Source organism: Streptomyces azureus, from assembly GCF_001270025.1.
Classification (GTDB): domain Bacteria; phylum Actinomycetota; class Actinomycetes; order Streptomycetales; family Streptomycetaceae; genus Streptomyces; species Streptomyces azureus.
The window spans coordinates 1-565 of the sequence record NZ_DF968519.1 but is presented as its reverse complement, the minus strand read 5'-3'; the positions used below and the strand labels follow the sequence as shown (position 1 = coordinate 565).

Here is a 565-nt window from a genome sequence, read left to right as displayed (position 1 = left end):
CTCTCCTCCAGCTCGCCCACTGCATGACCCTCGCCCGCAAAGTCCCGGCATTCTGAAAGGACCCCTAAGCCCGGTGCTGTCACTGGCCGGACATGCCGCCAGGGCGGCACGGTCATGGATGCCGTGCCGCCGCGTCGCTCCCACCTACCCATACCCGCGTGCCCGGACCACGCTGGGAAGCAGCCTCAGTGGAACTCGCGCCGAAGAACAGCAGAACCATCACGGTCACCTACTACTTCACCGCGTTCACCGTCGCCAAGGAGAACGGCGCTGCCGCGACGGGGAGCAGCGTGCTCGCGTTCGACGTGCTGGGCGACCGCGTCGGCGCATCGGTTCTCGCCACGCCGGCTCGACGAGGCAGCCGACCGGCGCGCGCTTTCTTTCATGGGCCTGCGCGGCACCTCCGTGCGCCCGTCGCAGGGGATTGTCCGCGCCGTGTGACCGGTATGGAAATCCTCCGGCTCCGCAAATCTTCACCCCTTTCCCTGAAGGACTTCTAGGGCGCGTCTCTAGTTGTGATCATCAGGTTTACAGAAGGCTGCCGATCCAGATGGTGGCTGCGCGG

General features: G+C 66.2%; 1 protein-coding gene. It reads left to right on the top strand.

Annotated features, from left to right (window positions below; all coding sequences use genetic code 11):
* The first annotated feature begins 188 nt into the window (after window positions 1–188).
* Window positions 189–500 carry a hypothetical protein gene (locus tag AOQ53_RS44360; RefSeq protein WP_148640441.1) on the top strand — a complete coding sequence of 104 codons (312 nt, stop codon included), beginning with the start codon at window positions 189–191 and terminating at the stop codon, window positions 498–500.
* Window positions 501–565 lie beyond the last annotated feature (65 nt).